This window comes from Actinomadura latina NBRC 106108 (assembly GCF_001552195.1).
GTDB classification, from domain to species: domain Bacteria; phylum Actinomycetota; class Actinomycetes; order Streptosporangiales; family Streptosporangiaceae; genus Spirillospora; species Spirillospora latina.
The window spans coordinates 419,676-441,722 of the sequence record NZ_BCQS01000003.1 but is presented as its reverse complement, the minus strand read 5'-3'; the positions used below and the strand labels follow the sequence as shown (position 1 = coordinate 441,722).

The window sequence follows — 22,047 nt, the reverse complement described above, 5'->3', positions numbered from 1 at the left end:
CACTAAGTCATCGGGCCGCACTAACTGGAGACGTCGAACTGCAGGCCGCCCTTCACCGCGGAGACCTCGACGTGCCGGCCGTGCTCCAGGTCGCCGGACAGCAGCAGGTCGGCCAGCTGGTCGTCCACCTCCCGCTGGATCGTGCGGCGCAGCGGGCGGGCGCCGAACTCCGGCTGGTAGCCGCGCTCGGCGAGCCAGTCGACGGCCTCGGTGGTGAAGTCGACGTCGACGTCCTGCGCGCGGAGGCGGCGGCGCGTCTCGTCCAGGAGCAGGTCGGTGATCTGCCGGAGCTGGCCCGCCTCCAGCCGCCGGAACACGATGATCTCGTCGATGCGGTTGAGGAACTCGGGCCGGAACGACTCGCGCAGCCGCCGCATGATCCGGTCGCTGAGCGCGCTGCCCTCGCCGTCGCGCCCGCCGAACCCGATCTCGGTGGTGCCGGTGATCAGCTCCGAGCCGAGGTTGCTCGTCATGATCACCACGGTGTTGCGGAAGTCGACCGTGCGGCCCTGCGCGTCGGTGAGCCGGCCGTCGTCGAGGAGCTGGAGCAGGACGTTGAACACGTCCTGGTGCGCCTTCTCGATCTCGTCCAGCAGGATCACCGAGTACGGCTGCCGCCGCACCGCGTCGGTGAGCTGCCCCGCCTCCTCGTATCCGACGTATCCGGGCGGGGCGCCCATCAGCCGGCTGACGGTGTGCCGCTCCTGGAACTCGCTCATGTCGAACCGGATCATCCGGTCCCGGCTGCCGAACAGCGCCTCCGCCAGCGCCTTCGCCAGCTCCGTCTTCCCGACGCCGGTCGGCCCGAGGAACAGGAACCCGCCGATTGGGCGGTCCGGGTCGCCCATGCCCGCGCGGGACCGCCGGACGGCCCGCGCCACCGCCGCCACCGCGTCCTCCTGCCCGACCACGCGCTGGTGCAGGTGCTCCTCAAGGCGGGTCAGCCGCTCCCGCTCCGCCTGCGTGAGCTGCGTGACCGGCACCCCGGAGATCCGGGAGACGACCTCGGCGATGTCCTCCACGGTCACCTCGGGGACGGTCACCGGCGCGTCGTCGTCGCGGGCGGTCTCCAGGTCCTTCTCCAGCCGGAGGATCTCGTCGCGCAGCTCGGTCGCCTTCTCGTAGTCCTCGTCGGCGACGGCCTGGTCCTTCTCCCGGCGCCGCCGGTCCAGCCGCTGCTCCAGCTCGCGCCGGCTGCCGTCCCGCGCGCCCGAGCGCAGCCGGACGCGGGCGCCCGCCTGGTCGATCAGGTCGATCGCCTTGTCCGGCAGGAACCGGTCGGTGAGGTAGCGGCTCGACAGGTCCACGGCCGCGACCAGCGCCTCGTCGTTGTAGCGCACCGAATGGTGGGCCTCGTACCGGTCGCGCAGCCCGCGCAGGATCTCGATGCTGTCATCGGGGCTCGGCTCCGACACGAGGATGGGCTGGAACCGGCGCTCCAGCGCCGCGTCCTTCTCGATGTTCCGGCGGTACTCGTCGATGGTCGTCGCGCCCACCACGTGCAGCTCACCGCGCGCCAGCGGCGGCTTCAGCATGTTCCCCGCGGACACCGCGCCCTCCGCGCCGCCCGCCCCCACGATCGTGTGGATCTCGTCGATGAACACGACCAGCTCGTCGCCGTGCTCGCGGATCTCGTCCACGACCTTCTTCAGCCGCTCCTCGAAGTCGCCCCGGTACCGGGTGCCCGCGACCACGCCGCCCAGATCCAGCTGGACGATCCGCTTCCCGCGCAGCGTCTCCGGCACCTCGTCGTCGATGATCCGCTGCGCGAGCCCCTCGGCGATCGCGGTCTTGCCGACCCCGGGATCGCCGATCAGCACCGGATTGTTCTTGGTGCGCCGCGACAGCACCTCGACGGTCTCCTCGATCTCCTGGTTCCGCCCGATCACCGGGTCGATCCGGCCCTCCCGCGCCAGCGCGGTCAGGTCGCGGCCGAACTCGTCCAGCGTCGGCGTGCCGGACGGCTGCCCGCCGCCCCCGCCGGGCGGCTGCCCGGTCCCGCCGCCGGTCGCCGCCTGCTGCAGCGAATCCGGCGTCACGTGCTCATGGTCGAGGATCCGCCCCGCGCTGGACCCGCGATCGAGCGCCAGCGCGAAAAGCAGATGCTCGGGCCCGATGTAGGACGACCCGAGCGCCCGCGAAACCTGGTGCGAGTCCAGCAGCGCACGCTTCGCGGACGGCGTCAGCTCCGGCGGGACGTCCCGCGGCTCGCCCCGCCGCCCATGGGTCTCGATCTCGCTCTTGATCTTGTCGGGGTCGGCGCCGGCCCGCGCGATCCACTGCCGCGTCCCCTGCTGCCGCGTCGCCGCCCACAGCAGGTGGTCGGTGTCCAGATCGACGCTGCCCCACTGCGCCGCCTGTGCCGCCGCGTCCCGCACCAGCTCCCGCGCGGGCTCGCTCATCAGCCGCGCGATGCTGATCCGCTCCTTCGGGCGGCGCTGCGCCCGCGCACCGAAGAACCGGGCGAGCATCTCCTCGAACGGGTCCATGCCCTCGGACCCGTACCACCCCGCGGTCATCTCCGAAACCCCCCGGTAGTCGAAGAACACGTCTTAGCAATGGTGTCTCACGTGCCCGGGGCATGACCCGGGAAACCCGCGTCAACCGCCGTGCGCCGCGGGGATCAGGGTGGTCCGCGTCTCGGTGTAGAGGTCCAGAACCTCCGGGCCGCCCTCCCGTGCGGCGCCCGGCGCGACACGTCGGCGCTCCACACCGACGCGGACAGCCGGTGCCCGCTGTCGTCGGCGATCGCGACGGCCTCCTCCTCGCTCCCGTACGGGATCACGGTGACGACCGGCCCGAAGATCTCCTCGCGCGCCACCCGCATGCCGTTGCGGACGCCGCCCAGCACGGCCGGCTCGACGAACCAGCCCGGGTCGCGCGGTGCGCCGCCCCGGACGAGTGTGGCGCCGTCCGCGACGCCGCTCTGGACCAGCCCCAGCACGCGGTGTAGAGGTGCCGGACGGAGACGTGGTGGGCGGCGGCGATACGGCCGGGGGTCAGCCCGGTGTCGCCGAGCCGCTCCTCGATGTAGGGACGCGGACGCCCGTGAGCACGCCGAGGACGCCGACCTGCTCCTGCGAGCCGGGCTGAAGCACACCGGGATCATCGCCGCAGCAGGCGCGTTCGCCGTCCTCGAAGCGGTGCCGCTGATGATGTGACCCGGCGCACGAGGTCACCGGCGGCCTCCGGCCAGTGCGGGTGGTCGAAGGCGAAGCCCGCGTCCAGCAGCCGGCCGGGGACGACGCGGCGGCTCTTCAGCAGGAGCTCGGTGTCCGAGCGGATCGCCAGCGCCCCGAACTCCGCCATCCACGCGGTCGCGGGCAGCCCGACCGGCACCCTCCACGCGGCACGCAGCGCGCGCATGAACGACCGCTGCGGCAGCGGCTCCGGGGCGGCGAGGTTCACCGCCCCGGCGAGGTCGTCCCGCTCGATCAGGAACTCCACCGCACGCACGAAGTCCCCGTCATGGATCCAGGACACGTACTGCGCGCCGCCCGCGACGGGCCCGCCCAGCCCGAGCCGCGCCAGCCGCGAGAGGACGTCGAACACCCCACCGCGATCCGGGCTCATCACCATGGCCGCACGCAACGCGACTTTGCGAGTGGCCGGCGTCTCGGCCCGGTCCTGCTCCCGCTCCCAGTTCTCGGCGATCCGGACGCTGTAGTCCCAGTAGCCCGGCACACCGGCCTCACCGCCGCCGATCAGACCGGTCGCCTCGTCATTGGCCGCGTCGAACCGATGCGCGTAGACGGTGGCCGTGCTCATCTGCAACCAGACTCGCGGCGGCTTAGCCGCACCCCCGATCGCCTCGCCCACAACTCGGGCCGACAGCACGCGCGAATCCATCATCTCCTGCAGGTTGGCCGGCGTGTAGCGGCAGCTGACACTGCGTCCGGCCAGGTTGATCACGACATCACTGCCGTCGATCACGTCCGCCCACGGACCGAGCGTCCGCCCGTCCCACCCGACCTCGCGCTCGCGCGTCGGCCTCCTGGTCAGGACGACGACCTCATGCCCCGCCGCCGTCAGAGCGCGATCCAGAATCCCGCCGACCTGCCCGGTCCCCCCGGGGATCACAACCTTCACCGCGCCACCCCTCATCGTCTCCACCGCGACACTAACTCAGAATTGAACACGTTCAAAGAAACATGATGAGCTACACGCCGAGAGCCGCGCCCAGCAGGGCTTGGGCCGATTCACGCATGAGGGTCGCGGCTTCCGTCCGGGGCACGGCCGCGATGTCGACCATCCAGACCCAAGCCTCGATCCCGCAGCCGGCGCGGATGGCGACCGCGAGCCGTCGGCGATCGACGTGCGGGTGCGACTCGGCCAGCGGCACCAGGGCGTCCTCGATCCACGCGATGGCTCGGCCCTGCCGCATTACCGGACGGGCGTCGCGGGACGTCTGCGGATCCTGCTCCAGGGACAGCCGAAGCGCGGCCCGCAGTTGGGGCTCCCACCGCCTCAAGATCTCCGCCTGCTCGGCGATGACCAGGTCCAGCCGGGCCCGGACATCATCGGGCGCGCCCTCGTCGAGCAGGCTGTTCCGGTCAATGGCCGGCACGGCGGCCAAGAGCAGGTGTCTCTGGTTCGGAAAGTAGCGGTAGGCCGTAGTGCGAGAGATGCCGGCGTCGTCGGCAGCCTGCTCCACGGTCGGGGTGTGTCCGCCGTCCAGCAGAGACCGGGCGGACCGAAGGAGGGCGTCGCGAGTGCGCTGCTTCTGCCGAGTACGCCCCGTCGACTCATATGGTACTGACATACCATCATGGTACTGTCATCCCATGAAGGATCCTGTGGACACCGATCCGCAGCTGTACCGGGTCGTGTGGGAGAACGAACGCGTGCGGGTGCTGGAGTACCGCGACGAGCCGGGGGACGCGACGCACCTGCACGCCCATCCGGACAGCGTCATGGTGACTCTGTCCTCCTTCCAGCGGGTGATCTCGGCCGGCGGCCGAGCGGTCCCGGTCGACCTGGCCGCGGGGGAGGCCCGCTGGCTGGACGCGCAGGAGCACCAGGGCCGCAACGTCGGCCAGACGGCCACCCATTCGCTGTTCATCGAGCTCAAGGAACCACGGCCTGGCGCCCAGCGCCCAGATGCCGCACTGGGCCCGGCCGCCCCCTGAATACTCAGCGGGTGTGCGGTGGCGCCAAGGGGTGAGAGGGCTGCATGCCGCAAGTGAACGCACCCGGTGGACCTTGCTGGACACCGCACGAGACCCACGGGACGCGAGTACGTCGTGGCCGCGCCGGTGGAAGCCGACCAGGGGAACTGCCACAGCGGCCCGAAGCGGCCTCAGGTGGATGTGAAGATCAGGCGGCCTGGAGCCGGGGCGGTGGGCGCACGGACGCGGCATCACGCGGTGCCTGCAGGCGGTAAGAGTGCCGTCCGTCAGGACCAACGCCGATCCGGACCCTCGTGCGGTTGGCGTGCACCCAGCGGTTGTGCCAGCCGCAGCACAGGGCGAGTTGGTCGATGTCGGTGGGCGCTCCGAGGGCCCAGCCGCGCACATGATCGACCTCGCACAACGTGCCGGGCACCTCGCACCCTTCGACCGCGCATGTCGGATACAGGGTTTCGAGGACCTGGCGTTGCGCCCCGGTGGCGAAACGGACCCTGCGGCCGAGGTAGAGCGGCACGTTTCCGCGTCCCAGCAGCAGCGGAGAGACGCCCGCCGACAGGGCGATGCGGCGGGCCTGCTCGGCCGGGATCGGGGTCCCATCGGTCAACCGCGCAGGAGCGGTGCCGCCGGTGAGGGTGTCCAGATCGCAGATGACGGTGACCTTGGTGGCCTTGTGCCCGCCCGCCAGGACGCCGCTCATGGCCGCCGCCGTCCGCTCCGACAGGTCACGCCGGTCGTCGGCCCCGGACGGTTTGGCCAGCGGCCCGAGCGTCCCGTCCCAGATGGCGGCGTCCTCGGCGTTGAGCCAGCCCTTGATGTACCGGCCACCGTCCAACGAACGCGTCGAGTCGATCCAGGACCGCTCGTATCCTCGCCGCGAGTCGGCATCCGAGCACTCGGTTCCGTCACGCTCGGCGATCACATCCCGGATCCGCGTACCGAACGAGGCGACCTTCCCCGCCGAGAAGCCCTCCTCGACCATGCCGAGCAGAATTCCTTCAGCAGCCCGGCAATCGGCGTCGTCCAGCCTGGCGACCGCGCCCGCGATGGTGGCGGCGTACCCGAAGGGAAGTTCCCCTGCGGCCCACCGGCCGGTCATCTCGCTGAGGCGGTGGCGCTGCCGGGCAAGGGTCAGACGTTCCCTTGCCCGGGATTCGCGCATGCCCAAGTGGGAGCGCAGCCAAGCCTGCGTGGACGGCAACCCCCAACGCCGCACCTCCCCCGCCCGGTCGACAACGGAGACGAGACCTGCGATGGCCGACTCCGCCTGGTCAATGGCGGTGGCGAGGTTTTCGGTCAGCTCCATGCAAGCCGCCGCCGATTCGGGGGCCGATCGGCCGGCGAGTTCGGACGCGATCTCCGACAGCGCGGCCACCAATTCCCCGGTGGACGCCCCATCCAAGTCGATCGCCGTCGAACACATGCCCCAATTATATAAAACCCCGACCAGACATATCCCCCACCACCCCAAATCCCAAGCCCCAATATTGTCACCTCCCAGACACCCCAAACCCCGCAACACGACGCGGGGAGCCCGTCGAGCGATTAGGTGACCCGAACTAGGCAGACCAGCCCTTCCCAGACCAGGCCAAGGGCACCGATGCGACAAAAAAGCGACGCCCAGCTCGAAACGAATACCCTTCGCTTCTCGGACGTGCTCGAATAAACCCTCTTGGACGGGTGGGGGCGGCGCGTCGGGCAGAGGGCAGGCGGAGCCTGCCCGACGAAAGCTGCACTCAGGGGCCGCAGAGGCTCCAAAGTCAAGGGTGGACGAAGTCCATCGCGAAGCGACGCGAAGCGCCCTTGACTTTGGAGGGGCGGCCCCGTACGCAGCGCCGCCCCCACCACAATTCCGCGGATCGGCAATCCGGTTCGGGATACTCGTGGCCCGACTCCCAGGGGGAAGCTACAAGTCGAGGTCGCCGGCCTTGATCCGGCCGACAAGAGCCCCAAGCTCACCCGGCTCCAGAGCCAACCGCGGCCCCTCCGGATCCTTGGAGTCCCGAATCAGGGGGATCGAGGTGTTGGCCGAGACCTCGACGCACTCGCCTCCGCCACCCTGGCTGTGGGTGCTCTTACGCCATTGGATCATCCCGCATCGTCTCCATCGTCTTCCGGATCAGATTCCGCGTGGCCTCTTCAGACAGCGCATGGCACCTGATCTCGTCGAACCGGACTCCCAGCCGGGTGACTTCGGCCGGATCTTCGATCAGTCTCCCACCGAATTGGGCTTCTACGTACCCGATGCGGCTCCGATCCTTCTTGGTGAGAACGACCATCGCCCCGTCGAACCCGGGGTGCCACCCATCGGTGATCTGCACTGCTTGGATGTGGACCTGATCCTCTTCTCCGGCGTCGAGGAGATAGTCGAGTTGCTCCTCCATGATGCTCACGTCACGCCAGCGCCGAAGGATGGCGGCATGGTCGAGAACTACGAAGAGGTGGGGTTGGTTCGTATCCCGAGTGAGGATGTCTCGGCGAGCCAGCCGTTGGGTGATCCAGCCGTCGTCCATCTGTTTGTTCGGGGTGATGGCCCGCATGTAACCCTCGGTCTGGAGTAGGCCGGGGATGTAGAGCGGCTGGAAGGTCCGTATCTCGGTGGCCTCGTTTTCGTGGGCGATGTAGGCCTCGAACCACTCGTTGAGGTGCTCGCGCTGGGCGTGGTACCAGAGTCCACGGAACATTTCACCGGTTCCGAAGAACTCGTCCAGTTTCTTGCAGAAGTCTTCGTCGGGACGGTTCCGCTGGCTTTCGTAGGCGGCGATGGTCTCGCGAGTCGTGTACAGCTCCTTCGCCAGGTCGTTCTGGCTCATGCTCCTCGCCTCGCGCATCAGCCGCAGCGTGTAGGCCAGCTGGGCTTTCATGCTCTGGCGGGGATCTATGGGGACAGATGGGGGCATGTCTGACCCTCCATGGTTGGTATATCTCGAAGTACCAGACATTCATATAGCCAGCCCAAGTCATGGACGTCAATCTGAAGGTGCATTCATAGGACGCAGCGGAAGCGGACCGATGAGCACGACTCCTGAAAACAAGATCACACCATTCCCACGGGCACTCCGGACGTCCCGGGATCGGAGGTTCACCTTCACCTATCTCGCGACACCGGCAACTGTCGGAATTGCCCGGAAGGCCGCCAAGCAGGCCTCTCTCGCCCTGGGATGTACGGGAGAAAAGGCGGAGAATGTCTGTCTCGTCGTGTCCGAACTGGTGACCAACTCGGTTCACGCAGCCGAGCACACCGGGATCCGGGTGACAGTCGCCGAGGACGTGCCGGGCCACATCACGGTCGAGGTCTGGGACGAGTCCGCCGACCTGCCGCAGCGAAGACTGCCCGGCCCCATGGACGTCAGCGGAAGAGGGCTCGGGATCGTCGAGACGTTGGCCGTCCACTGCGGAGTACGGCGGGAGAACGGCGGCAAAGCCGTCTACGCCGTCCTGTGACCCCTCCCGGCCCGCGACGGCCGGGAGGTACCAGACCTGGCGGATATCGGGAGGAAGGTGGTCTATGGTCTGAGCCCTTTCGGGCGTAGGTCGTGAAGCTGAGAGGCCCCCGGTCGGACGACTTCCGGGGGCTTCTCCACCTGCCGGCGGGTTCACTCATCACGAGCGCCCGTCCTCCTCGGCACGCCGGGCCTCAGAGACACCGGAGATCCAGGTAGCGGGTTACGAATCGCCGTCCCCGCCTCCCTGGTGTTGGACGCCCCTGCGCATCGCATCGACCAGAACCTTCACGACGAACCCGAGGAAGACGAGGTCTCCGAGCATCTGCGCCGACGTCAGCGCCCGCGCCGCCTGCGACCGCGGCACGATGTCTCCGAACCCGACCGACGAGAACACGGTCATGGTGAAGTACAGGGCGTCAAGATGCGTCAGCGGTTCGGAGAAGGCCCCCGGCGCACCGTTCTCCATCAGGCAGTAACCCGCGGCGAAGACCACCAAGAACGCCGGAACGGACGTCGCGAGCGCCTCGATCGTCCGCAGCCGCGGTGAGGGCGACCGCACGATCGCTCGCGCCTGCCACCAGACGACCGCCCCAAGCGCGACCAGGGCACATCCCAGCACCACGGCGGTCACCAACGTGAACGCCCTTGTCAGCGGGGCGGCGAAGTAGGCGGCCAGCAGGCACAGCGTCGTCAACGCCGTGCGCAGGACCGTCCGGAGCACAAGCCTGCCGCGCCCTCTTCGCGCATGCGTCTCCACTTCCCGTCCGTGCCCCGGATAGCGGAAGAATCGCCTAGCCGAGGTGCCGGACGTGGCAAGTGAACCTTCACCAGGCGTCTATCGCTTTAGTAGCGACACGAGTTCGACGCACAGAGGACCCTCGGTGAGGAGAAGCCGGGCCGCAGGGAGACCGGGTGCGCACAGAGCCGAGGGCACAGCGAGACCTGAGCACGCGGCAAACCGGACACGCAAAGAAGCCGATGACACACGGACGCCCGACGACACGCGAACGCCCAGATACGCGGACCTGTGGACACGCGGAGCCCGGAGACACACGGACCCCAACAACACGCGGGCGCCGAGGACACGCAGGGCTCGATGACACACGGACGCCGGCGATACGCGGACGCCGCAGACACACGGACGCCGCAGACACACGGATGCCGGAGATACGCGAAGACCGAGGACACGCGAAGACCCAAGACATGCGGAGACCCAAGACATGCGGAGGCCGCAGACACGGGGAGGCCGCAGACACGGGGAGGCCGCAGACACGGGGAGGCCGCAGACACGCGAAGACCCCAAGACACGCGGAGGCCGAGGACGCGGGGAGACAGGGCAAAGGGCGCGCGAGAGTCGGGGAGGGGAGCTGAGTGCGCGGGAAGACTGGGGAGGCTCGGTGGGTGGGCCTTCGTCGTTGAAGGACGCTCTCTGAGGAGGCCGGGGTGGGCGGGGCCCTCGCCGTTGAAGGCGCCCGCCCCCGGAGGGGCAAGTGGATCGGAACCCGCGGTTCCGGTCAGGTTGGGTCAGATGAGGCCCTGGGCGAGCATGGCGTCGGCGACGCGCTCGAAGCCCGCGATGTTGGCGCCGACGACGTAGTCGCCGGGGGCGCCGTAGCGTTCGGCGGTCTCGTAGCAGGTCTCGTGGATGTTCGTCATGATCGCGGCCAGTTCCTCCTCGACGCGGGAGAAGGACCAGCAGGCGCGGCTCGCGTTCTGCCGCATCTCCAGCGCGCTGACGGCGACGCCGCCGGCGTTGGCGGCCTTGCCGGGGCCGAACGCGACGCCCGCGTCCTGGAAGATGTGCACGGCGTCCGGCATGGTCGGCATGTTGGCGCCCTCGGACACCGCCTTCACGCCGTTGCGGACGAGGATCCGCGCGGCCTCCGCGTCCAGCTCGTTCTGCGTCGCGGACGGCAGCGCGATGTCGGCCGGGACGTCCCATACTCGGCCGCCGGGGACGTAGCGGGCGGATCCGCCGCGCTTCTCCGCGTAGTCGGACACACGGCCCCGCTCGATCTCCTTGACCTGCTTGATCAGGTCGAGGTCGATGCCCTTCTCGTCAACCACGTAGCCGCCGGAGTCCGACACGGTGATCACGTTGGCGCCGAGCTGCTGGGCCTTCTCGATCGTGTAGATCGCGACGTTGCCGGAGCCGGACACGACGATCTGCTGGCCGTCGAGGTCCTCGCCGCGGCGGCGCAGCATCTCGGCGGTGAACATGACGTTGCCGTAGCCGGTCGCCTCCGTCCGGCAGGCGGAGCCGCCCCACAGCGCGCCCTTGCCGGTCAGCATCCCCGCCTCCCAGCGGTTCGTGACGCGGCGGTACTGGCCGAACAGGTAGCCGACCTCGCGGGTGCCGACGCCGATGTCCCCGGCGGGAACGTCGGTGTGCTCGCCGACGTGGCGGTACAGCTCGGTCATGAACGACTGGCAGAACCGCATGACCTCCTCGTCGGAGCGGCCGTGCGGGTCGAAGTCGCTGCCGCCCTTGCCGCCGCCGATGCCGAGCCCGGTCAGCGCGTTCTTGAAGATCTGCTCGAAGCCGAGGAACTTGACGATGCCGAGGTTGACCGTCGGATGAAAGCGGAGCCCGCCCTTGTACGGTCCGAGCGCGCCGTTGAACTCGACGCGGAAGCCGCGGTTGACGTGGATCTCGCCGTTGTCGTCCTGCCACGGCACCCGGAACATGATCTGCCGCTCCGGCTCGATCACCCGCTCGACCATCTTGGCGGCGGCCAGCCCCGGCCGTGCGGCCAGCACCGGACCGAGGGACTCGAGAACCTCGTGGACGGCCTGGTGGAACTCGGGTTCGCCCGGGTCCCGCCGGAGGACCCTGTCGTAGGACTCTTCCAGGACGGCCAGGGTCTCGGGTGGCGCCGGCAGACGGGGGGCCAGTGGCATGGTGAGGTTCCTTCCTTCAGACCCCTCCCACTCTAAAACCTGCGTTTCACCGCCTGAGACGGGGTGACCGCAGGTCGGAACCCGTCCATGACTGACAACTGACCTCCGCCCGACCAGCACGGCCCGACCGGCACGGCACCCGGACGGCACGGCACCGGACGGCACGGCACCCGGACGGCATGACGCCGGGCCGCGTTCCTCCCTGGGCGGGGACGCGGCCCGGCGGGTCCGGGGGACGTGTGGTCAGCCCGGGCACTTCTTCCACGCGAAGTGGTATGTGGTCTTGACGCCGCCGTCGGCCGAGTCGAAGGTCATGAAGCTGGTCTGCGACGCGTCCGAGCTGCCCTGGTACACCCGCAGCTCGGTGTTGATGTTGAAGTTGCGGTCCTCGCCGCAGGGCGCGAACACGAGTTCGGTGACGGGCGTCCGGTCGGAGAACTGCCAGTTGTCCGAGTAGGCGCCCTTGATCGTGTGGCTGACCGGCGTCGTCTGCGCCATGCCCTGGTGGTAGTAGTTCGCCTTCTCCATGCCGGACGCGCCGTCCGCCAGGTACGCGAAGCCCCGGTAGTCGGCGCCGGCGATCGCGTAGGTGAACCCCTGCGGCACGTGCACCCGCAGGTTGATCTGGCAGTTCTTGCGGAAGTCCGTCGGGTTCGAGTTCCCGCCGGCCTGGGCCAGGTAGTCGCTGTAGGTGACGGTGAACGCGGTGTTGTCGCTCGCCGTCGCGACCGCGGCGGTGCCGGCCGCGCAGCCGGACCCGTTCACGGTGAGGACGTCGATGACGATCCGGTCGGGCGGCGCCGGGTCGGCGGGTGCGGCGGAGGCGGGGGCCGCCGACAGCGGCAGCGCCAGGGCGGCCGCGCAGGCCGCCGAGACGGTCAGTCCTTTGCGCATCGGTCGTTACTCCTTTACTCGGGGCTCCTTACCGCGATGTGTCCACCACGGGCTTTGTCGCCACGGGGCGTTCACCACGGGGGGCATTGCATCCAGGAGAAGTGGTAGGTGGTGTTGATGCTGCCGTCGGTCGAGTCCATGGAGATGAAGCTCGTCAGCGACGGGTCGGAGGTGCCCCTGAGCACCCGCAGTTCCGTGTTGATGTTGAAGTTGCGCTCCTCGCCGCACGGCTTGTAGACGAGTTGCGCCACGTCGTTGGTGTCGGTGAACTGCCAGTTGTCGGCGTACTCGCCCTTCAGGTTGTGCGAGATCGCGGAGGTCTGCGGCATGCCCTGGAAGTAGTAGCTCGCCTTCTCAATGGCGCTGGCGCCGGGCTCCAGCCACGCGAACCCGCGGTAGTCGCTGGATGCGATCGCGTAGGTGAACCCCTGCGGGACGTGCACCTTCATGCTGATCTGGCAGTTCTTCCGGAACTCGGTCGGGCTTGAGGAACCGCCCGCCTGGGCCATGTAGTCGCTGTAGGTGACGGTGAACGCCTCCTTGTCGTCCGATACGGCGACCGCGGCGGTCCCGGCCGGGCACCCGGACCCGTTGACGGTCGCGATCTCGATCGTCACGCCGTCCGGGCCGCGCCGGAGCGGGGCGGCGGAGGCCGGCGCGGCGATCCCGGCGGTCACGGCGGTCACGGCGATCCCGGCAATTGCGGCGGCAGCGGAAACGGCAATCCCTTTACGCATGCGATTCCTCCTCGCTGGAGCCTGCGCAAAGGGAGCGTAAAATTGCCTGGTCAGCGGAGTCAATCAGCGGTTTTCAACATCAATGAACCACTTGGAGCGGAACAATTAAGGACGCATCGAGGCCACGAACAGCCATCTTGGAACGTCCATGAAAATTCCCTTAAAAGGGGATCGTTCCATCAAGTTCGCCGAAAAATTCAGAACGTCCCGCAGAACGTCCTTCAGAACGTCCCTCGGCACGCCGGACGGCCCGGCCGCAGCGGGTGCCGGCCGGGCTCGCGAACTCAGCAGGGTCAGGCGGTGTCGCGGAGGCGGGCGGCGAGGACGGCGGCCTGGCTGTGGTCGATGTCCTTGGTCGCGGTGAGCAGGGTGATCGTGCCGTCGCCGGCCAGGTCGCGGAGCCGGTCGAAGGCGGCGGCGCGGCCGGGGTCGCGCAGTTCGGCGTCGTAGCGGTCGATGAACTCGTCGAACCTGTCCACGTCGTGGCCGTACCACTTGCGCAGCTCCGTCGAGGGGGCGACGTCCTTCTCCCACTCGTCCAGGCGGGCCTTGTCCTTGGACAGCCCGCGCGGCCACACGCGATCGACCAGCACCCGCTTGCCGTCCTCGGACGACGCGGGCTCGTACACCCTGCGCAGTTTGACCTCCATGCCTCCTCCTTACCCCGTCCGCCGAAGCGATGTGCGGTTTTGTCGGTGCCGCGTCGTAGCCTCGGCCCGTTCCGCTCAGCGGGGAGGTCGCATGCCGGAGCCGCGGACGCCGTTATGGCGGCTCACCCCGACGCAGCGGCTGCTGGAGGGCGGCGCGCTGCTGAACTCGCTCGCGTTCTTCGCCGCGATGCCGTTCGCGCCGCTGTACCTGAGCGAGCACACGGGCCTCGGCAGGCCCGCCGTGGGCGCCGTCGTCGGCGCGGTCGCGCTCATCGCCGCGTTCGGCGGGCTGCTCGGCGGGATGGTCGTCGACCGGCTCGGCGCGGTCCCGCTGATGCGGGCCGGGCTGGTGTGCTACGTCGCGGTGTACGGGCTGCTGGCGTCGGTCCGCGGGGCGGCGGCGATCGTGGTGCTGTTCCTGCTGCTGGGCGGCGCGCGGCTGATGGTGGAGCCGGGCGCGAAGAAGCTGCTGTCGCACGCGGCGGACGAGTCCCCCGGGCACGCGGAGGGGCGCATGTTCCGGGTGCGGTACATGACGCTGTGCGCGGGCGCCATCGGCGGGCCCGCGATCGGCGGGGCGCTGTACCACGCCGGCCCGGTGGCGTTCTTCGCCGTCCCGGCGTTCTTCTACGCGTCGTATCTGGTCCTCGTGCTGGTGCGGAACCGGGATCTGGTGGCGCTGCGGCCGCCGCGCGGCGGGGGAGGCGGGCCGTCCCCGCGCGAGTCGGTCGCGGCGACGCTCCGCGACCGGCGGCTGCTCGCGGTCGTCACCGGCGGCATCGTGGTGTTCTTCGTCTTCTCCCAGCTGGAGTCGATGATCCCCCTCTACATGAAGGGCCAGTACGGCGACCGCACGGAGGGGTACTTCGCCGTCCTGTTCATCACCAACGCCGTCCTCGCCCTGGCGCTGCAACTCCCGATCGACCGGGTGTCGGGGCGGGTCGGCCGCACCGCCATGGTCGTGCTGGGCGCCGCGAACTTCACGCTCGCGTTCGCGTGCTTCTGGTCGAGCCCGTCCGGCCTGGCCTGGCTGTACGCCGGCATCGTCTTCTGGACGATCGGCGAGGGCATCCTGCTGCCGATGCCGGACATGGCCGTCCACGAACTGGCGTCCGGCGAGCACAAGGGCGCCTACTTCGGCCTGTCGGAGGTACGGCAGCTCGGCTTCTTCCTGGGCCCTTTCGCCGGAGGCTTCCTCCTGGACGCGGGAACGACGCCGTACTTCCTGGTCATGAGCACGTTCACCTTCCTTAGCGTCCCTATGCTGAGGCACCGCCGTCCCACGGCCGCCGCCGACGCGCGAAACCCCGCGCAGCCGACTCCCGCCACCTGAGCTCCGGACGCCGATCCGCGCCCCGCGGAGCGCAGTACCGCCCCGCAACCGCAAGCATCAACGGCGCCTCGAATGCCAGGACCGCGGCGGCGCGGGTTCAGGACGGGTCGGGCGGGCGGCCGCGGCGGGGCGGACGGGTGGTGGCGGTCCGGTCGGCGAACTCGGCGGCGGCGGTGCGGCGGGCGAACTCGGCGGCGAGGGCGCGGCCGAGGACGTCGTCGTCGGGGCGGTGCCGTTCCAGGTAGGCGAGGGCCTCGGCCAGTTCGGCGGCGGTCAGCCGGCGCACCGGTTTGCCGGCCCAGCGCGGCGGCCGGCGGCCGGCGGGCGCCGCCCGCGGTCCTGGGTTCACGTGTCTGGCCCTTTCCATTCCGGTGTCGGTAATGCGGCGGCGCGGCGGCGGGTGCCGCATTCGGCGGCTCGAATAGCATCGCCGCGTGCATTGGTGGAGCCAGCAGGCGTGCGACGCGGCCGCGGAGGCGCAGGCCGCCGATCCGTCGCCGGGAAATCTCATGGCGGCCGCCCAGGTACAGGCGCTCGTATCGCTGGCGGAAGCGCTGCACCGAATTGCGGCGACCCTGGAAGAGCGGGACGAGAGCGATACCGTCCCGTCCGCCGTCCGGCCGAGGTAGTGGCCGTTTCCGCGAAAATACCGGTGCGCCCGGCAAAGGGACGCACCGGTATTTCTCCGGGTATCAGACGTCGCTGAACGACTTGCGCTCCGTCCGGGCGGCGGTGCTCGCGGCGAGGCGGGAGGTCTTGGCGACGGGTGAGCGGGGCGGCGGCACGGTCTCCACGGGGTGGTCGGTGTCGGGCACCGGGGCGCGCTCGTCGGGCGCGGCGGGGCCGGGGTCGTCGCGGGGACGGTCCCGGAGCCGCCGCGCGGCCTGCCGGAGGGCGCGCTCGCCGACGAGGCGGGTCAGCTCCAGGCCCCAGCAGTCGAGCTTGTCGGCGTCGGTGAGGTCGTCGCGGTGGCTGAGTTCGGCGGCGAGCCCGCCGAGCCGCTGCGCCTCGGACAGGTCGAACTCGCGCATGAGGTGGCAGCACAGTTCGGCGAGGGCCGCGTGGTCGCGTTCGAACGACAGCCCCGACAGGTCGTCGTGCGACAGCCTGCTGAGCGCGCGCTTGCGCTCCAGTTCGCCGTCCGCGAGCCGGAGGATGCCGTTGAGGACGGTGATGGGGCCGGTCCCGGCGGCCCTGCTGTGCGCGGGGGCGAACGACATCCGCAGGAGGGCCGCGGACCCGATGCCGGCGGCGATCACCCGGACGACCATGAGGCTCGCCGGGGGCGTTTCGGGGGGCAGGCCGAACGTCCAGCCCGCGGCGGTCACCGCGATCAGCGCGATGATGGACGCGCTGGCGTTGACGAAGACGAACAGCAGGCCGCCGGGGGACAGGAGGGCGGAGACGGGCTTGTCGCGGTAGCGCGCGACGAACTCGGCAAGGCCGATCGCGCCGCCGATCAGGGCGGCGAGGAGCATCTCGATGGTCATGACTTCCTCTATGCGCTGCGGGCGGTCAGCCGGCCGAACGGGGACTCCTCGCGCCGGTCGCGCCGGGTGAGCAGGGTGGCGGGACGCTGCCGGGCGGCCAGTTCGGTGCGCTCGACCTCCAGGAAGACCAGCAGCCATTCCGCGGGGCCGGCGGCGAGGCCGGTGTGGGTGCGCAGCGCCTGCTCGCGGGCGCCGAGAAAGGCGAGCAGCCAGCCGGTGGGTCCGGCCGTTCCGGCGGTTCGAATTCGTGAATACATGCGGACGACCATGGCGCAGGCGGCATCTGAAGTCGACTTCCGCCGGGTCAAGTTTTCGCGGCACGGGAGAGATGGCGGACCATTGGCGTTTCGCCGGGAACGTCCGTTCGGCGCTGCTGATCTACGCCTTGCGGGGAGGTGATCCCATGCCGTTTTGACGGGGCAGGGAATTCCTTTGCGAAGAATTCCGGTTCGGCGGCTGGAGGTCCGCTCCGGGGAGATCTCTTTACCGCCGGCGGGTGCGCCGGAGACGATGCCCGGAGGCGCGGGCGACACGCCGCGCGGCGGGTTCGCGACTGTCAGCGGGATGACAATCGCCCGGCACCGAAACTTTCCGTGCGCGCCTATCGCCGGGCCGTCACCGCGTCCGACGCTGGTGCGCATGAGCCGGAAGAGGTCGTCCAGCGCCGCGGACTTCCCGCTGTCCGGGGTCCCGGCGGAGTTCGCCGGCCCGATGCTCCCGTATCTGGAGGCCGCGGCGGCGGAGATGGTCGAGGAGATCCAGGGCCTCGTCCCGGAGTACGCGCGCCCGCCGGAGAGCCGCTACGGGCAGCGGATGCGGTGGGCCGTCGAGGAGACCGTCCGGCAGTTCGTGGACGCCATCGGCCGCCCCGGCATGGACTGGGAGAAGGTCACCGAGATCTTCGCGGGCATCGGCGCGTACGAGGCGCGGCAGGGCCGGAGCCTGGACGGGCTGCAGACGGCGATCCGGGTGTGCGGGCAGGTCGCGTGCCGCCGGTTCATCAAGGACGCGCGCCGGCTCGGCTGGTCGCTGGACACCCTCGGCCAGATCACCGAGTCGCTGTTCGTGTTCCTGGAGCGCATCGCGGGCGCGGCCGGCCAGGGTTACGCGCGGGCGCAGGGCGAGATCGCGGGCGAGCGGGAGCGGTTCCGGCGGCGGCTCCGCGACCTGCTGGTCATGGAGCCGCCGGCGAGCGCGGAGGCGATCGGGGAGGTGGCGCGGTCGGCGGGCTGGCCGGTGCCGCGGACGCTGGCCGCCGTCGCCGTCCGCCCGGATCCGGGCCGGGCGGTCCCGGTGCTGCCGCCGATGTTCCTCGCCGACTGGGACGCGGCGGAGCCGTACCTGATCTGCCCGGACCCGGACGGCCCCGGCCGCGACCGGATGCTCGCCGCGATCAAGGGCGCGGTGTCCGCGGCGATCGGCCCGGCCGTCCCGCCCGCCCGTACGGCGCTGTCACTGCGCTGGGCGCGGCGCGGGCTCGCGCTGGTCGAGCGCGGCGTGCTGCCGGGCAAGGAGCCGCTGCGCTGCCTGGACCACCTGCCGAGCCTGGTCGCGGCGCAGAGCGAGGAGCTGCTCGACGTGGCGCTGGCCGGCCGGCTCGCACCGCTGATGAAGCTGCCGCCGCACCGGCGGGACGCGCTGTCGCGGACGCTGCTGACCTACATGGAGTGCCGCGACAACGCGGTGGCGGCGTCGGAGCGGCTGCTGGTGCACGAGCAGACCGTCCGGTACCGGATCCGGCGGCTGGAGGAGACGCTCGGCGGCGTCCTGCTCGATCCGGACCGGCGGATCGAGCTGCTGCTGCTCCTGCACCATCTCGTCCGCCTCGATCCGGGCGACCGGCGCCTCTCGCCGGCGGACGCACCGGACGCGTGAGGACGGCGAACCGGACACGCGAGGACGGCGGTGCCGGCCCGGGCGCCTTCGAGGACGCGCCAGCCGCCACCACCGTCCGGGCGATGGGAGTCAGCCGGTCGGGCAGGTGCCCTCGTAGGCGGCGATGTTGCTGTCGGGCCCCGGTTCGGGGCAGAGGAATTTGTCGTAGCGGACGTCGTCGTCGACGAACCGCTTCATCCACGCGATCGCGTATTTCGCGATGGTCGTGTTGGGCGAGTTGAACGTCATGTGCCCGGCGTTCTTCAGCTCCAGATATGCCTTTTCGGGCACGCCGGTGAGGCCCGTGTAATACGAGTGCGCCATCGAGTCGGCCGGCGCGATGAAGTCGTTGTCCGCACCCATGATCAGGGTCGGGGTCTGGACGCTCTTCCAGTCGTAGTTGAGGTCCCAGGGCGCGAGGGGCACGGCGGCCTGCAGCGAGGTCCGCTTCTTCTCCGCCTCCAGGGTTCCGCCGCCGCCCATGGAGTGGCCCATGACGGCGAGGCGGGACGCGTCGATGCGGTCCTTCGCCCTGCTCTTGCCCGTCAGGTAGTCGAGCGCGGCGAGGAGCTGGTCGCCGCGGGCGGCGGGCTGGTCGAGGAGGCTGCTGGTCTCCAGGGTCATGACGACGAAGCCCTGCGAGGCGAGGCGCGGCCCGTACCAGTCGATCAGGGCCTGCGGGGAGACGAAGCCGGGCGAGACGGCGATGGCGCCGAAGGTGCCCTGGCTCAGGTCGGTCGGCGCGTAGATCGTGCCCTTGTTGAAGCCGGTGCCGCTGCCCGCCGGGACGTCGATCTTCTCGATGGCGAACGGGCCCTTCTCCGCGGTGATGCCGGCCTCGGTCGGCGCGGGCCCGCGCTCGTACGGATTGGCGGCGGACTGGACGGCACCGGCGGGACGGGCCGGCGCGGCGGCGGCGGCCGCGGGCGCCAGGGCCGCGCCCGCGGCGAGCACCGCGGCCGCGGGGAGCACTCTGAACGCATTCGTCAGATGCCTGTTCATCGGGCGTACCCTTCACTAGCCGAACCGCGAAAGGGGGAATTCGCGGGTGCCAGAATTGTGGGACGCCCTGCCGGTGTTTACTTCTCATCCGGCTGTACGTTCTCACCGGAGGTCTTATAGCCAACTTACAAACGCCCCCGGGAAAGGACGGAGGGGCCACTCCCCCCGGAGTGACCCCTCTCCCCCCGTTCCGCCGCGCCGGATCCCTGGTGCGCTCACAGGACCGGCCGCTCCCCCCGAAGCGGCTCGTACCGGCCGTCCGGCGGATGTGAAGAACGTAGCGAGGGAGCCGTGGCGGGATCGAGGTTTCCAACCCCGCGCATCGACGAGCGGGCGACTGTGTGCGACGAACGGAACACGCTGCGCGTTCAGAGGTCGTGGTGTAATCGGCGTGGGAGGAACTGGTGATGGTGGGACGCGTGCGGCCGATCACACTGGTGGGGACGCCCGTCCTGCACCAGGCGTGCCGGCCCGTCGAGGACTTCGGTGCGGCGCTGGCGGAGCTGGCCGGCGACATGTTCGCCAGCATGTACGAGGCCGAGGGCGTCGGCCTCGCCGCGAACCAGATCGGCGTGGACCTGCGCGTCTTCGTCTACGACTGCCCGGACGCGGACGGCGAGCGGCGCAGGGGCGCCGTCGTCAACCCGGTCTTGGAGCTGCCGGCGCTGGAGGATCGGCGGCTGGACGACGACGAGGAGGGCTGCCTTTCCGTGCCGGGGCCTCATGCGCGGCTGGCACGTCCTGACCGCGCGACCGTGCACGGCTTCGACGTCGACGGGGCTGAGATCACGGTAGAGGGGACGGGGTTGCTCGCCCGCTGCCTCCAGCACGAGACAGACCACCTTGAGGGCAGGCTCTACATCGACCGGCTCTCGGCCAGGGCGCGCAAGAAGGTGCTCAAGGAGTACGAGGCTCTGCGTGCGGAGAGCGAAGCGAGCTAGCCGTCCCACACCGGGAGATGGACGGCGGACGGGTGTTCCTTGTCGCGGAGGATCTCGAAGCGCGTGCGGCGGGACGCGACGGCCCGCCCGGCGGGCTCGCCGGTGCCGGGGTTGCGGGCGAACCTGGGGAACGCGCCGCCCGCCAGCATGACGCGCAGCCGGTGGCCGCGCAGGAAGCGGTACGCGGTCGGATGCATCTCGATCTCGGCCCGCACCACCCCCTCGGACGCGATGCGCAGGATGCCGTCGGTGACGTTGCGGGAGACGCCGTCGCGGTCGACGTCGCAGAGCCGGATGAACAGGTCGCCGTGGCCGGTGCCGATGCGGACGTGGATCGTCGCGGAGACCGGGCCGATCAGGTCGAGGTCGCCGTCCAGGGGCGCGCCGGTCAGGACGACCACGTCGTCGCGGCGTTCGATCGGCGTGTTGTCCCGCTGCCTGCCCTTGCCGGGTGAGAGCAGCGGTCCTCCTACGGTCGGTGTGGGGTCGAGGGGGTCGTAGGTGAACGTGACGGGGTCCGCGTCAGGGGGCTCGTCCCAGAGGAGGCTTCGGCCTAGGTAGAGGGGCGTGGGCTTGGTCTCGGACGGGGGCCACTGGTCGAAGTCGAGCCAGCGGTCGGCCTTCTGCAGGTGGAGCCTTACCGGAGCCTGGCGGAGCTGGGCCCTGTCGCTGCTCAAGTGGGCGCTGTCGCCGTTCAAGTGGATATCGAGCCAGGACACCTGGTCGGAGACCATGGCGCGGAGGGCTTTCGTGTCGTGCCCCCATGGCCCGATGGTGATGCGCACCTGGCGTCCGGCCGCGTGGAGGGCGGCGAAGTCACGCAGCTGGCCGCGCAGGAAGAGGTCCCACCAGCCCGTCACCATCGTGGTCGGTGCGGTCGTGCCGGGGACGGCGGCGCTGTGGTCGGTCGCCTTCCAGAAGCCGTCGTCAGGCTCGGCATGGGCGGTGACCTCGCGGAGGAACGTTTCGGGACGTCCGATGGCCGCCGTGTCCGCTTCCCCTACCGGGAGGTGGCGCATCGCCTGCCGGACGCGTCTGTTGTGGAGCGGCCGCTTCCTTTCGCCTTGCGTGCCCATCAACGACGACCAGACGAGCGTGTTGTGGAGGGCGAGCGCACCACCCGGGTAGAAGGAGCTCACGAATTCGGACGCAGTGACGCCCAGCCCCAACGCTTCTAGGGGAGGGTCCGCGTAGGGCGCGACGGCCCATTCGGTGAAGCCGAGGTAGCTCGCGCCCACCATGGCGACCTTGCCGTCACACCACGCTTGGCCGCGAACCCACGTGAGCGTCGCGAGGCCGTCGTCCTTCTCGTTGTGGAAGGCGTGGAACTCGCCGCCGGAGCCGAGGACACCGCGCACGTTCTGGACGACGACCTGGAACCCGCGCCTGGCGAGGACCCCGGCGTACAGCCGCATCACGGGCTGCCGTTTGCCGTACGGGGTGCGCATCAGCACGACGGGCATCGGCCCTGCGCCACGCGGACGGTACAGGTCGGCGATGAGGGTGACACCGTCCGGCATGGGTGCGCGCAGGTCGCGCCTGACCTCGATGTCCGGTGTGGACGCCTCGGGAAGGCCGAAGAGGCGGTCCACGAGTCGTCCCAGCACGGCCATCCACGCCCCCTTCGACTGGGTCAATTCGACTGGGTCAAT

General features: G+C 70.2%; 23 protein-coding genes. 6 read left to right on the top strand and 17 right to left on the bottom strand.

The features are described 5' to 3' along the window. Positions 1–20: 20 nt before the first annotated feature. The 4 genes from AL2_RS02860 to AL2_RS02845 form a co-directional block, all read right to left on the bottom strand. Entirely contained in the window at positions 21–2,519 is a 2,499-nt protein-coding gene (locus AL2_RS02860) for an ATP-dependent Clp protease ATP-binding subunit (RefSeq protein WP_067630123.1), read from the bottom strand. A gap of 104 nt (positions 2,520–2,623) precedes the next feature. Further along, on the bottom strand, positions 2,624–3,109 hold the full coding sequence (locus tag AL2_RS02855; RefSeq protein ID WP_083945871.1) for an aldehyde dehydrogenase family protein: 486 nt from the start codon (positions 3,107–3,109) through the stop codon (positions 2,624–2,626). Next, entirely contained in the window at positions 3,106–4,089 is a 984-nt protein-coding gene (locus tag AL2_RS02850; protein WP_067628815.1) for a TIGR01777 family oxidoreductase, read from the bottom strand. The genes AL2_RS02855 and AL2_RS02850 overlap by 4 nt, the downstream gene beginning before the upstream one ends. 70 nt (positions 4,090–4,159) lie before the next feature. Then, complete coding sequence (locus AL2_RS02845; protein ID WP_210748567.1) at positions 4,160–4,654, bottom strand: hypothetical protein; 495 nt, start codon at positions 4,652–4,654, stop codon at positions 4,160–4,162. Between the two features lie 130 nt (positions 4,655–4,784). On the opposite strand from AL2_RS02845, the gene AL2_RS02840 reads away from it, so the two are divergent. Further along, positions 4,785–5,129, top strand: coding sequence for a cupin domain-containing protein (locus AL2_RS02840; RefSeq protein WP_067628810.1), 345 nt, complete (start codon positions 4,785–4,787; stop codon positions 5,127–5,129). Between the two features lie 187 nt (positions 5,130–5,316). Here the strand turns inward: AL2_RS02840 and AL2_RS02835 are convergent, their stop codons facing one another. The 3 genes from AL2_RS02835 to AL2_RS02825 form a co-directional block, all read right to left on the bottom strand. Further along, positions 5,317–6,549 (bottom strand): HNH endonuclease signature motif containing protein, encoded by a 1,233-nt coding sequence (locus AL2_RS02835; protein WP_067628808.1) that lies wholly within the window; start codon positions 6,547–6,549, stop codon positions 5,317–5,319. A gap of 483 nt (positions 6,550–7,032) precedes the next feature. Then, the gene (locus AL2_RS02830; protein ID WP_067628806.1) at positions 7,033–7,218 is read right to left on the bottom strand and encodes a DUF397 domain-containing protein; all 186 of its coding nucleotides are present in this window, start codon (positions 7,216–7,218) and stop codon (positions 7,033–7,035) included. Next, positions 7,202–7,990 carry a helix-turn-helix domain-containing protein gene (locus AL2_RS02825; RefSeq protein WP_168444772.1) on the bottom strand — a complete coding sequence of 263 codons (789 nt, stop codon included), beginning with the start codon at positions 7,988–7,990 and terminating at the stop codon, positions 7,202–7,204. Before AL2_RS02825 ends, AL2_RS02830 begins: the two co-directional genes overlap by 17 nt. Between AL2_RS02825 and AL2_RS36010 the strand changes: the two genes are divergently transcribed. Further along, positions 7,989–8,570: an ATP-binding protein gene (locus AL2_RS36010; protein WP_083946003.1), complete on the top strand. Its 582-nt coding sequence runs from the start codon at positions 7,989–7,991 to the stop codon at positions 8,568–8,570. The two genes, AL2_RS02825 and AL2_RS36010, sit on opposite strands and share 2 nt — an antisense overlap. A gap of 222 nt (positions 8,571–8,792) precedes the next feature. Here AL2_RS36010 and AL2_RS02815 read toward each other — a convergent pair whose 3' ends face one another. The 5 genes from AL2_RS02815 to AL2_RS02795 all read right to left on the bottom strand — a co-directional run bounded on the left by AL2_RS02815 (position 8,793) and on the right by AL2_RS02795 (position 13,754). Then, positions 8,793–9,293, bottom strand: a complete 501-nt coding sequence (locus AL2_RS02815) for a potassium channel family protein (RefSeq protein ID WP_083945869.1) — start codon at positions 9,291–9,293, stop codon at positions 8,793–8,795. A gap of 803 nt (positions 9,294–10,096) precedes the next feature. After that, complete coding sequence (gdhA, locus tag AL2_RS02810) at positions 10,097–11,473, bottom strand: NADP-specific glutamate dehydrogenase (protein WP_083945868.1); 1,377 nt, start codon at positions 11,471–11,473, stop codon at positions 10,097–10,099. Between the two features lie 243 nt (positions 11,474–11,716). After that, complete coding sequence (locus AL2_RS02805) at positions 11,717–12,367, bottom strand: DUF4360 domain-containing protein (protein WP_067628795.1); 651 nt, start codon at positions 12,365–12,367, stop codon at positions 11,717–11,719. A gap of 71 nt (positions 12,368–12,438) precedes the next feature. Continuing rightward, the gene (locus tag AL2_RS02800; RefSeq protein WP_067628793.1) at positions 12,439–13,104 is read right to left on the bottom strand and encodes a DUF4360 domain-containing protein; all 666 of its coding nucleotides are present in this window, start codon (positions 13,102–13,104) and stop codon (positions 12,439–12,441) included. 293 nt (positions 13,105–13,397) lie between these two features. Further along, complete coding sequence (locus tag AL2_RS02795) at positions 13,398–13,754, bottom strand: DUF488 domain-containing protein (protein WP_067628790.1); 357 nt, start codon at positions 13,752–13,754, stop codon at positions 13,398–13,400. Between the two features lie 91 nt (positions 13,755–13,845). Here AL2_RS02795 and AL2_RS02790 point away from each other — a divergent pair, with 91 nt between their 5' ends. Continuing rightward, on the top strand, positions 13,846–15,087 hold the full coding sequence (locus tag AL2_RS02790) for an MFS transporter (protein ID WP_067628787.1): 1,242 nt from the start codon (positions 13,846–13,848) through the stop codon (positions 15,085–15,087). A gap of 97 nt (positions 15,088–15,184) precedes the next feature. On the opposite strand, the gene AL2_RS02785 is transcribed toward AL2_RS02790, so the two are convergent. Beyond that, on the bottom strand, positions 15,185–15,436 hold the full coding sequence (locus tag AL2_RS02785) for a hypothetical protein (RefSeq protein WP_067628785.1): 252 nt from the start codon (positions 15,434–15,436) through the stop codon (positions 15,185–15,187). A gap of 85 nt (positions 15,437–15,521) precedes the next feature. Here AL2_RS02785 and AL2_RS02780 point away from each other — a divergent pair, with 85 nt between their 5' ends. After that, entirely contained in the window at positions 15,522–15,716 is a 195-nt protein-coding gene (locus AL2_RS02780; RefSeq protein ID WP_067628783.1) for a hypothetical protein, read from the top strand. A 63-nt stretch (positions 15,717–15,779) separates the two neighbouring features. Here AL2_RS02780 and AL2_RS02775 read toward each other — a convergent pair whose 3' ends face one another. Both AL2_RS02775 and AL2_RS02770 read right to left on the bottom strand, forming a co-directional pair. Further along, positions 15,780–16,577 carry a hypothetical protein gene (locus tag AL2_RS02775; RefSeq protein WP_067628781.1) on the bottom strand — a complete coding sequence of 266 codons (798 nt, stop codon included), beginning with the start codon at positions 16,575–16,577 and terminating at the stop codon, positions 15,780–15,782. An 8-nt stretch (positions 16,578–16,585) separates the two neighbouring features. After that, positions 16,586–16,834 carry a hypothetical protein gene (locus AL2_RS02770; protein ID WP_157437978.1) on the bottom strand — a complete coding sequence of 83 codons (249 nt, stop codon included), beginning with the start codon at positions 16,832–16,834 and terminating at the stop codon, positions 16,586–16,588. A gap of 382 nt (positions 16,835–17,216) precedes the next feature. On the opposite strand from AL2_RS02770, the gene AL2_RS02765 reads away from it, so the two are divergent. After that, positions 17,217–18,452: a PucR-like N-terminal domain-containing protein gene (locus tag AL2_RS02765; protein WP_067628778.1), complete on the top strand. Its 1,236-nt coding sequence runs from the start codon at positions 17,217–17,219 to the stop codon at positions 18,450–18,452. A 90-nt stretch (positions 18,453–18,542) separates the two neighbouring features. Here the strand turns inward: AL2_RS02765 and AL2_RS02760 are convergent, their stop codons facing one another. After that, positions 18,543–19,454 (bottom strand): alpha/beta hydrolase family protein, encoded by a 912-nt coding sequence (locus AL2_RS02760; protein WP_067628777.1) that lies wholly within the window; start codon positions 19,452–19,454, stop codon positions 18,543–18,545. A 407-nt stretch (positions 19,455–19,861) separates the two neighbouring features. On the opposite strand from AL2_RS02760, the gene def reads away from it, so the two are divergent. After that, positions 19,862–20,395: a peptide deformylase gene (gene def / locus AL2_RS02755; RefSeq protein ID WP_067628776.1), complete on the top strand. Its 534-nt coding sequence runs from the start codon at positions 19,862–19,864 to the stop codon at positions 20,393–20,395. On the opposite strand, the gene AL2_RS02750 is transcribed toward def, so the two are convergent. Further along, positions 20,392–22,008: a CocE/NonD family hydrolase gene (locus tag AL2_RS02750; protein WP_210748147.1), complete on the bottom strand. Its 1,617-nt coding sequence runs from the start codon at positions 22,006–22,008 to the stop codon at positions 20,392–20,394. The genes def and AL2_RS02750 overlap by 4 nt on opposite strands. Between the last annotated feature and the right edge of the window lie 39 nt (positions 22,009–22,047).